The following is a 10,099-nucleotide window of genomic DNA, read 5'->3' as shown; positions in this document are numbered from 1 at the left end:
TAATCTTTCATATCCATAATCCTGTTTAATAATTCCAAACGTACCCTCACTATATATCTGTCTTGATTGCATTAACTGCTTACCGACAGATGTATGAATAGCTTCATCAACGTGATCGTGAAAATCCTCGAGCTTCTTGCATACAGTCATTGTTCTATTTCCCAAAGCTTTGCTACACTTACTCTTGAAAGGACAGGTACTGCATCCATCACATTCACATTTGATATTTTCCTTGTCATAAAGCCCACGCTTCTCAACTCTACGACTTACAGGATTAAACACATGACCTTCAGGACATACAAAAAATCCATCGTCATTTCTTTTTAGATGTCTCTTGAAGTATCGATTTTTCTCGGTTACTTTTTCCTGCTTTTTATAAATTCCTGAGTACTTGATGTATCCATATTCAATATCGTTTTCTTCACAAAAGCTATAGTTGTCATAGTCCCCATATCCGGCATCACAAACCACGATAGAAGGATACTTTCCATAATGCTTCTTATACTTCTTTAAAAAAGGAATGAAAGTAGGAAGGTCATTACCGTTAGATGTAATGAGAATGTTTCTGATAAATCCACTGCTGATGCCAAGCTGTACATTGTATCCGGGCTTGAATATATTGGTATGATTGTAATAGTCCCACTTCATATGCATGAACGTAGCGTCCGGATCAGTTTTTGAAAAGCTGTTACGATCACCTAATATGTCAAAATGTATCATATACTTATATATCTTGATACATAGATCCTTTAACTCATCATATAATCTCTGGATTTCCTGCTTTCTATAGCCACGTCCAATAACCATCTGAATTCCCTGAGCCTCCATATATTTTTCAATACAATCAGCGATTTTAAGCATATAGGCAGGATTAGGCTCTCTTATTTGGGAATAGAATATATCAATGCCGTTGGCTTTAAAGAATTTGTTTAACTTCTTGATAAGATTCATGAATTTCTTCCATGTTCTTTCATAGTAGCGTTTTGTAGCTTTTTTCCATACGAAAGTATTCTTGTTCGCGTTTGCTTCAAACTTAGATCCATCAATAGTCAGAATATCTGCAACCATGTCAATTCTGTCATCATTTTCTATGAATTTATTAAGTTCATAGAAAATATCTTCAATTGGCATAAGAAGGTCATTGTGCATAAAACGCTGGAAACTTGAGTGACCGATTGATACGTTTCCGGTAAAGAATTTATATCTAATATCTGAAATAGTTTTATTTTCCAATTCACGTGTAGAAATATAACCGTCTTCAGCGAATCCCAACAAAATACATCTTAATAATTTCATTGGATCATGCCCATGTGATTTGCGGTTATTGAGATTAACATATTTACCAATGTTTATCCTTTCCGTAATCTCAATAACGGTACGTGCAAGATCATCCTGAGGCACATCTTTCTCGAAAGAAATAGTAAAATCGAGTAGCGCATAGGTCTGAAATACGCTATAATCTTTTTTGTATACTGTTGTATTAGTCATATAAACATTATACAAAAAAATGCGTCGGATGTCTCCGTCGCATTTTTATTTTTAAGCTACTCAGTTTTATTTAACCGGGTCAGCCCCATTTCATCTGATGCTTATCAAGCCACTTAAGTGCATAAGAACAAGTAGCTTCTATTTGACCATTCAATGAATGAATTTGAGAAACAGCAGCTTCCATTAACTGACCGGCTACTCCTTGTCCTCTTAATGATTCATCTACAAATGTATGATCAATATTAAAGACTCCTTCTCTTACTTCAGGAAAAGTTATTTCTGCAAGAAGATGTCCCTGATCATCCATCTTATAAATACGTTCTCTTTCAATAATAAATTCCATGATATCATCCTTTCAATTGAAATATTTTACAGGCATTCTTATATGTCTGTAAAGCTATTTCTTCCTCATCCATATTCTTTAATCTTGCTATCTCTTTCGCAATATAAATACAATAAGCAGGCTCATTATGTTTTCCCCTAAAAGGAACAGGTGTTAAATAAGGATCATCTGTTTCTATAAGAAGCTTATCTAAGGGTACAAGTTCTGCCGTTCTTTTAGGCATCTTAGCGTTTTTAAAAGTAACCGGACCGGCTAAAGAGATATAAAATCCTATCTTAGTAAATCTTAATGCCATCTGATCACTCCCACTATAACAATGCATGATTCCTTCTATATGTGCTTTCTCAAGTATTGAATAAGTCTCTTCATAAGCATCACGGCAATGAATAATAATAGGCTTATGACATCTCTTAACAATTTCAATATGCCCTAAAAAAACTTCTTTCTGCTTATCTTTAGGAACATCATAATAATAATCTAAGCCTGTTTCTCCAATACCTATAACCTTATCATCATTTGCCAGTTTATCTATTATCTTCATATCTTCTTCGGTCGTATTCTCACAATCATTAGGTGAAATACCTACTGCTGCATAAACCTGTGGATATTCATGAGCTATTGCTACAGCAAGTTTTGATGATTCTACATCATATCCTACAACACATAGCTTTTCTATTCCTCTTTGCAGACAATGCTGAATATATAAATGTCTATCAGGATATTGTTCCGGACTGTTCAAATGAGTATGTGTATTAAAATACATAATCATAACCTTCTTTCTTTTTCTATAATATCATAAAAACAAGATATCCTAAAGAGAATAACTTATAGAATAAAATCACTTCTTTAGATAATTATTCATAAGAAGTGATTTTTTATTATTCCATATTATATTGTTTGAAAACATCAGAAACCGGTAAATCATTTTCAATATTTTCAATTGTATGAGCAAGAAGTTCAGCAACAGTTACAATACTGATCTTGTCAATTTTCTTTTGTTCAGGTAATGCGATTGTATCCGTAATAACAATTTCTTTTGCTTTTGAGTTCTGAAGTCTTTCTACTGCCGGATGACTTAAGACAGCATGTGTACAAGCAATATAAACATCTTTTGCTCCTTTTTCTATTAAGGTATCAACACCTGCACAAATTGTTCCCCCGGTATCAATCATATCATCAATAAGGATACAGTTTTTACCTGAAACATCGCCAATAATACCCATAACTTCAGCAACATTTGGTTTTGGTCTTCTTTTATCAATAATCGCAATTGGACAATCAAAATACTCTGACATCTGTCTAGCTCTTGTAGCACCGCCATGATCAGGTGATACAATACATAAGTCGTCAATATGCTTATCTTTAAAATATCGGCATATTAATGGTAATGCCTGCATTTCATCTACCGGAATATTAAAGAAACCTTGAATCTGACGAGCATGTAAATCAATAGTAACTACACGCTTTATTCCGGTAACAGTTAAAAGATCAGCAACCAGCTTAGCTGTAATAGGTTGTCTTGGCTTTGCCTTACGATCTTGTCTGGCATATCCAAAATAAGGAATAACTGCTGTAATTTCACGAGCGGAAGCTCTTTTTAAAGCATCTGCTAAAACAAGAATCTCCATTAAGTTTTCAGTAACAGGATTACTTGTAGACTGTACAATAAAAACATCCTTTCCTCTTACTGATTCTCCTATTTCAACAAGAATTTCTCCATCAGCAAAGTGATGAACTATAGAATCTCCTACTTCCACATCCAGGATATCTGCAATATCTAAAGTTAACTTCTTGCTTGCAGATAATGAGAATAAAGTAATTTTGTTGTCGTTTTTCATTTTTGCCCCTTTCTTGACTACTTGCTTAAATATATGGTTTTTATGCTTTTAACCATAGCATAATCAGGTATTGCTTCATTGTATAACCTCTAATAACACATTTAAATAACTAATCATTAATTTCCGGTAGTATATAAATCACTTACCGACAGGCTGATACAGTTTTTTTATAACTCCTTCGGCTACCATTCTAACAAAGATTAAGTAAAAATTAAAGGTTATATTCTAGATATGTTTATAACTCAGCATTTTATTAGTAATAATACCTAAGATTAAGGCACAAGCAACTTCAGTTAAGGTAACAGTACCAAAAGAAATTGTTAATCCGCCGATGCCGGCTATTAAGATAACTGAAACAACATATAAATTATGATTGTCACCTAAATCAATATGCTGAATCATCTTTAATCCTGATACAGCAATAAATCCATAAAGTGCCATACATACTCCACCCATAACACATGAAGGAATAGAATTAACAAAAGCAACAAAAGGATTTAAAAATGAAATAACTATCGCTGCAATAGCAGCTGCTTTGATGGTAGCTACTGAAGCATTACGAGTTAAGGCAACACAGGCAACTGATTCACCATATGTAGTATTTGGGCATCCGCCAAAGAAGGCTCCTATCATTGAACCCACACCATCTCCCATTAAGGTACGATGTAATCCCGGCTCTTTTAATAAATCTCTGTTAATGATTGATGAAATATTCTTATGATCGGCAATATGTTCAGCAAATACGACAAAAGCAACAGGAACATAAGCAGCAAAAATAGTTCCTAAATAAGATACATTAAACTGACTGAAACCATTCTTTATTTGTAAGAATGTAAAATCAGGAAAAGAAACAAAGCTTTTTAAAGCAATTCTCCCATTTGGAAACAAACTATTAAAAACATTAAAATTAATAACTTTTAAAGCATCTATATGAAAACAATAGCCGACTATCGTAAAGATCACAGAAATGCCATAACCTGCTAATATCCCATAAATAAATGGAATCAGCCGCATAGACTTCTTTCCATATGTTGAACAAAGCATAGTTACAAATAATGCTGTTAAGCCGCATAATAAACATATTAACGGATGAGCTAAAGCAACACTTTCTCCTTTAACCATTACTTTTACACTACCTGTCAGTAAATCACGAACTGCATTAGATGCCAATGATAATCCGATAATTGATACTGTCGGTCCAATCACAACCGCCGGCATAAGCTTTTCAATCCATGCAACACCAACTTTCTTAACAATAAAAGCAATCACTACATAAACAAAACCGGCAAAAAATGCACCTATAATAAGACCTAAATAACCTGCCTGCATAGAAGCACTGCCGGCAAAAGCAGCCGACATAGATCCTAAGAAAGCAAATGATGAACCTAAGAATACCGGACTCTTTCCTCTAGTAAAAAATAAATAAACTAAAGTTCCTACTCCTGCACCAAATAATGCTGCGGCAACGCTCATGCCATGACCAACAATAACAGGTACTGCGAGTGTTGCTGCCATAATCGCCAGCAACTGCTGAACCGCAAAAGCTATAAGTTGTCCTAAAGCAGGCTTATCTTCAACATTGTAAATTAAATCCATAATATCCCCCTTTTATATAAATTATGGTATTCACCTGTGATATCATATCAATCACTGCTTATAAAAGCAATAAGAATCCTATATAAAAAAACACTTCTTATGAAGTGCTAACTATTTAGTAACTCTGTTCTTCGAACAAAAGGATACTTACCTTTAAAATAAGAAAATCCTTTCTCTAATATATCTTCTGATTGAGTAATACCAAATACACAGCTTCCGCTACCACTCATTAATGCTCCATCAAATCCTAATTCCAGCATCTTATCCTTAATATCTTTAATATCATTTACAATCTTAAAGCTTGGTTCTTCTAAAGTATTATTAAGACATGAAACAACTCCCCAATAATCATTTATTCTTAAACAATCCGCCATCTTATTAATATCAGGATGTACTGCCTTATTCATATCTAATGATGCAAAGCATCTCTTGGTAGAAACACCTTTTTTAGGTTTAACTAATAAAAAATAAGCATTAAAATAAGTATCAATAAATTCAAACTTTTCTCCTATTCCTGTCACAACAGCTAAATGATTATAAATACAAAAAGGAATATCTGCACCAATAGATTTAGTAAGAGAAACCATATCATTATAACTCATACGAAGATTAAACAATCTGTTCATAGCTTTAATAACAGCGGCACCATCAGCACTTCCTCCGGCTAATCCCGCCTGAGAAGGAATATGTTTAATACAATGTATCTTCACTCCCTGTTTTAAATGATAATAGTCAATAACAGCCTGAGCAACCTTATACATAATATTTCTTTGATCAACAGGAATCTTATAGGAGTTAGTAGAAATCTGTATACCGGAATCAATAATTTCAATATTGATTAAATCATGAAGCATTAAGGGTGCCATAATCATATTTAATTCATGATAGCCATCTTCTCTTTCTCCAACTACATCTAAAGCTAAATTTATTTTTGCGAAAGCCCTTATTTTCATAACTTTTTCCTTCTTTCATTGATCTTAATAAATTCATCTAAGTGAAGATGCTCTGCTCTTTTACTGCTGTCAATTCCTAATGCCAATAATTCTTCTTTAGAAATAAATGTTTTCAAATTATTACCAATAGTCTTTCTTCTTTGCTGAAAAGATAATTTTAGAAGTTCTATAAGTTCTTTACTAATAACTCTCTCCTTCTCTATTTTAATAACAGCACTATCTACATGAGGAACAGGAATAAAAACATCCCTGCTGACAGTAAATAAATACTCTATTGAGCCAATATATTCTATCATTAATGATAAAGCAGTTTTATAATTACCGGTCATCTTTAAAGCAGTTTCTTTTTGGATTAATCCTATTAAGGTACGAATAGGTAAATCACTTGTTACAATCTTAGTAATAATATCAGTTGTAATATAATAAGGTAAATTACTGACAACTACTATATCCTGATAATGAATATCAAGCTTATGCATATCTTCTTTCATAAAATCATGACCAATAACAGTCAAATTATCATATTCTAATTCATGATTTAAAATATCAATCATTCTCTGATCTATCTCATAAGCAAATACTTCTCCTGCTTCTTGGCATAAAACTTCTGTCAGTCCGCCTAATCCCGGACCAATTTCAATGACTGATGTTTCTTTAGTAAGCGCAGCACTTGAAGCAATCTGCTTAAGAATATTCATATCTATCAAGAAATTCTGTCCATATTTCTTTAATGCTTTAAGATGATATTTATTTAATAAATATTTTGTATTCTCTGCAATGTTTTTCATAGATAACCTTCTTCTTATAAAGAATAACATTTTTAAATAGAAATGAAAAGAATACTATTATTGTCTTTATATCAAAATTCTTTTATAATGAAAGAGGTGATCATCATGATAAATAAAGATAGAAAAGAAGAAATAATAAAACTTATCAGACAGTCAGATAAACCTCTTTCTGCTTCCTTTCTAGCTAAACTCTTCAATGTTTCCAGACAGATTATCGTAGGAGATATTGCCTTATTAAGAGCTTCCGGTCATAAGATCATAGCAACTCCAAGAGGCTATATCATAGAAAAACAAACAGGATATAAAGAGATGATTGCGGTTAAGCATCATCGAGACTCAATAGAAGAAGAAATGAATATGATTGTTGACTTAGGTGGACATATTGATGATGTTGTTGTGGAGCATCCTGTATATGGAGAAATAAAAGCTAATCTGCATATATCTTCACGCTATGATGTTTCCTTATTCATGGATAAGTTTAATAAAGAAAAAGCACAGCCTTTAAGTACTCTTACTGACGGTGTTCATTTACATACAATAAGCTATAATGATCCTCAGACAATGATAAGAATAAAAGAAGCCCTTGATAAACGCGGCTTCTTATTAAAAGAGAAATAGTATTATCAGATTATCTGATAATACTATTTTTATATGCAATATTAACTAATAATTGGACAATTATATAAACAATCCAAAAGATGAAAAACGATTATGTAAAAAATAATCTAACATATTATAATAGAGATTGTTAGCAGAGTAAGATTTTTAAAATATTTCTGATCTTCTTTGTATTTTATTTTTATATCTATACTAAGCTGAAGTATAAGACAAATAAAAAGTACAAAAGCCGACTTAGCAATATATCTTTCTGACTATATTATACAATATATCACTCTCATAATATAACTTATATTCCTCATTTAAAACATGATTATTTAGTATATTAACAAAATTAAAGCTGAAAGCCTTTACAAACTATATATAATAAGAGTATCATGAAATAAAGAGGAAGAGATTTTATGACTGCAATCATTCTTTCAGTCGCTCAGATAACCTCTTCGCCACTTTATGGCAAAGATAACAGCGAAAAGAAAGATTATGTCGTAGTCACAAAAGAAAACAGTTTATCGGCTATCAAAAAGATACCGGCTGCTTACAGAGCGGGAACAAAAAAGCTGGAAGGAAGAATCCTGAAAGCAAGACTGACAGAATTTCAGGCATTTGAGCTAAGAAAAAACAGAAACATCATAGCAGTAGAGCCTGACATCATGCTTAAAGGATCTATGGAAAGTGCAGAGAATGCACCTATAGAGGATAAAGGAAAGGATGCTTTCTGGAACAGTAAAATGATTAATGCTTATTGCAAAGATGGAAAGCCGTCAAAAAGGATCAAGGTTGCACTGCTGGATAGTGGCATTGACTATTTCATGCAGGATGATCTCCATGTAAAAGCAAGAAAAGACTTCATCAGAGAACCTCATAATATCATCATGGAGGACGGCGCAGGACATGGAACCTCAATAGCATCAGTACTAATAGGAAATAATAAGAACGTAAGAGGAATAAACCGAAACATAGACCTCTATTCTGCCAGAATCTTAGATGGAAAACTGGAAGCACCATTGTCAAGAATCATCGAAGCAATCAGCTGGGCAGAGGAACAGAAGGTAGACATAATATCTATAAGCTTTGGAACACAAACTCAATCAAAGGTACTAGAAGAGGTGATAAACAGAGTCTATCATAAGGGAATACTCATCATAGCAGCCAGCGGAAATGCAGGTCTTGACAAGCCAGACTATCCGTCAGGATACAAAAATGTTCTGTCTGTCGGATCAGTCAGCAGCAAAGCAAAAAGATCATCATTTTCTAATAAAAGTGATGTTCTTGCACCCGGTCAAGGTATCAGAGCAAACGGAGCAATGGGCAAGACAATGATTACAAACGGAACAAGCATGGCTGTTCCACACGTTGTAGGAATTGCATCACTACTTTGGGAAAAGAATAAAAAGAAAACAAATACTGATATTAGAAATGCAATAGAAAGAAGCATCCATAGAGGTATCATTGACTATAGCTATGCACTAAAGGTACTGAACAAAACAAATACATCAAAACAGGAAAAAAATAACAGTATAATCAACACTTATGACAATTCAGCAGATGAGACAATTTACAAAGGAACATGGAATACCTCTGAGCATAACTCATTCATTAACAACTATCTTGATAAAGGCAGCTATTATGCAAAAATTATGAGAAAAGCCTCTTTTGATGCAGATCATTTAGGATATGTGGAGGGAATGAATGATCATCCAGAATTCCATGGCTACTTTCAAGATATCAATAACGGAAAGGAAGACGTAAACATTCTCTCATGCTACAGAATGCTGATTAAGATTGCGAATGAATACGGAAAGGGCAAAGATTACCGAAGTATCTCCTCAAGTGCAGGAGCAGGAGCCAGTTCACGCTCTCGCGAAAGAATTAAAAACATGTTTAAGCTATGTTTAGATGCAATAACTTCACATTATGAATATAATTCTGAAAAAAAAGCCTATGTTTTTGGTATAGCCTTTCATACTGCAACGGATTATCTCTCACACTCCACTTATGCCAGATTCGAAAACAGTTGGTGGGGAAGATTGACCCACACAAAAGCAAAGTACTTTACGCCTAGAGGAAACGACGGAAACTGTGATGATCCTACCAACTACAGCAATAGAGCAAAACTAGCTGATAGAATAGGAAGAAATATCGTATGGAGATTCCTGGGAAAGAGAGGAGATGTGGCAGTTGCTCATGACTTCCATTGGGCAGGAGGAGGCTACTATAAAGAAGATGAAGCAAAAAATGACTTCAGAATAGCCAATATTACTTACTATTATTATATACAAGTCAAAGAGCTTAATAGTACAAGAGACGAGGCTGTAAAAAAACATTATGAGCAGATTAATATTACAGTAAACAAGGGAAAAGTCGTGAGGGAATAAACTATGAAAAAAACAGCATATTTAATAATTCTATCACTTTTTATGACAGGATGCTCAGCAAAGCCATCAGATCCTAATAAACTCAAGGCTGACGGAAAGA

At 33.5% G+C, this 10,099-nt stretch carries 9 protein-coding genes; 2 read left to right on the top strand and 7 right to left on the bottom strand.

Annotation, left to right across the window (positions count from 1 at the left end; all coding sequences use genetic code 11):
* From HMPREF9943_RS00805 to rsmA, 7 genes are all read right to left on the bottom strand, one after another.
* Positions 1 to 1,488 (bottom strand): transposase (locus HMPREF9943_RS00805; RefSeq protein WP_004801170.1); only part of this gene is annotated, 1,488 nt, incomplete at its 3' end.
* A 79-nt stretch (positions 1,489 to 1,567) separates the two neighbouring features.
* Positions 1,568 to 1,831, bottom strand: coding sequence for a GNAT family N-acetyltransferase (locus HMPREF9943_RS00800; RefSeq protein WP_004801169.1), 264 nt, complete (start codon positions 1,829 to 1,831; stop codon positions 1,568 to 1,570).
* Positions 1,832 to 1,835: 4 nt separating this feature from the next.
* Positions 1,836 to 2,594, bottom strand: a complete 759-nt coding sequence (locus HMPREF9943_RS00795) for a TatD family hydrolase (RefSeq protein WP_004801168.1) — start codon at positions 2,592 to 2,594, stop codon at positions 1,836 to 1,838.
* 115 nt (positions 2,595 to 2,709) lie between these two features.
* Positions 2,710 to 3,669: a ribose-phosphate diphosphokinase gene (locus HMPREF9943_RS00790; RefSeq protein ID WP_004801167.1), complete on the bottom strand. Its 960-nt coding sequence runs from the start codon at positions 3,667 to 3,669 to the stop codon at positions 2,710 to 2,712.
* 225 nt (positions 3,670 to 3,894) lie between these two features.
* Complete coding sequence (locus tag HMPREF9943_RS00785) at positions 3,895 to 5,265, bottom strand: uracil-xanthine permease family protein (protein ID WP_004801166.1); 1,371 nt, start codon at positions 5,263 to 5,265, stop codon at positions 3,895 to 3,897.
* A gap of 107 nt (positions 5,266 to 5,372) precedes the next feature.
* A complete protein-coding gene (gene ispE, locus HMPREF9943_RS00780) occupies positions 5,373 to 6,218 on the bottom strand; it encodes a 4-(cytidine 5'-diphospho)-2-C-methyl-D-erythritol kinase (protein ID WP_004801165.1) in 846 nt (281 codons plus the stop codon).
* A complete protein-coding gene (gene rsmA / locus HMPREF9943_RS00775) occupies positions 6,215 to 7,006 on the bottom strand; it encodes a 16S rRNA (adenine(1518)-N(6)/adenine(1519)-N(6))-dimethyltransferase RsmA (RefSeq protein WP_004801164.1) in 792 nt (263 codons plus the stop codon). Before rsmA ends, ispE begins: the two co-directional genes overlap by 4 nt.
* Before the next feature lie 105 nt (positions 7,007 to 7,111).
* Between rsmA and HMPREF9943_RS00770 the strand changes: the two genes are divergently transcribed.
* Together HMPREF9943_RS00770 and HMPREF9943_RS00765 are read left to right on the top strand one after the other, a co-directional pair.
* Complete coding sequence (locus tag HMPREF9943_RS00770; protein ID WP_004801163.1) at positions 7,112 to 7,624, top strand: transcription repressor NadR; 513 nt, start codon at positions 7,112 to 7,114, stop codon at positions 7,622 to 7,624.
* Between the two features lie 401 nt (positions 7,625 to 8,025).
* Positions 8,026 to 9,999, top strand: coding sequence for a S8 family peptidase (locus tag HMPREF9943_RS00765; RefSeq protein ID WP_004801162.1), 1,974 nt, complete (start codon positions 8,026 to 8,028; stop codon positions 9,997 to 9,999).
* Positions 10,000 to 10,099: the final 100 nt, after the last annotated feature.

Origin of the sequence: Eggerthia catenaformis OT 569 = DSM 20559 (genome assembly GCF_000340375.1) — a bacterium.
In the GTDB taxonomy this organism is placed as follows: Bacteria; Bacillota_I; Bacilli_A; order Erysipelotrichales; family Coprobacillaceae; genus Eggerthia; species Eggerthia catenaformis.
Note: the sequence above shows the minus strand (reverse complement) of the source record. Positions and strands in the feature narration are given on the sequence as shown.

What these genes read in the sequence shown, in the direction of transcription:
- HMPREF9943_RS00800 (WP_004801169.1), bottom strand. Translation starts at nt 1,831, where the DNA reads ATGGAATTTATTATTGAAAGAGAACGTATTTATAAGATGGATGATCAG.
- HMPREF9943_RS00795 (WP_004801168.1), bottom strand. Translation starts at nt 2,594, where the DNA reads ATGTATTTTAATACACATACTCATTTGAACAGTCCGGAACAATATCCT.
- HMPREF9943_RS00790 (WP_004801167.1), bottom strand. Translation starts at nt 3,669, where the DNA reads ATGAAAAACGACAACAAAATTACTTTATTCTCATTATCTGCAAGCAAG.
- HMPREF9943_RS00785 (WP_004801166.1), bottom strand. Translation starts at nt 5,265, where the DNA reads ATGGATTTAATTTACAATGTTGAAGATAAGCCTGCTTTAGGACAACTT.
- ispE (WP_004801165.1), bottom strand. Translation starts at nt 6,218, where the DNA reads ATGAAAATAAGGGCTTTCGCAAAAATAAATTTAGCTTTAGATGTAGTT.
- rsmA (WP_004801164.1), bottom strand. Translation starts at nt 7,006, where the DNA reads ATGAAAAACATTGCAGAGAATACAAAATATTTATTAAATAAATATCAT.
- HMPREF9943_RS00770 (WP_004801163.1), top strand. Translation starts at nt 7,112, where the DNA reads ATGATAAATAAAGATAGAAAAGAAGAAATAATAAAACTTATCAGACAG.
- HMPREF9943_RS00765 (WP_004801162.1), top strand. Translation starts at nt 8,026, where the DNA reads ATGACTGCAATCATTCTTTCAGTCGCTCAGATAACCTCTTCGCCACTT.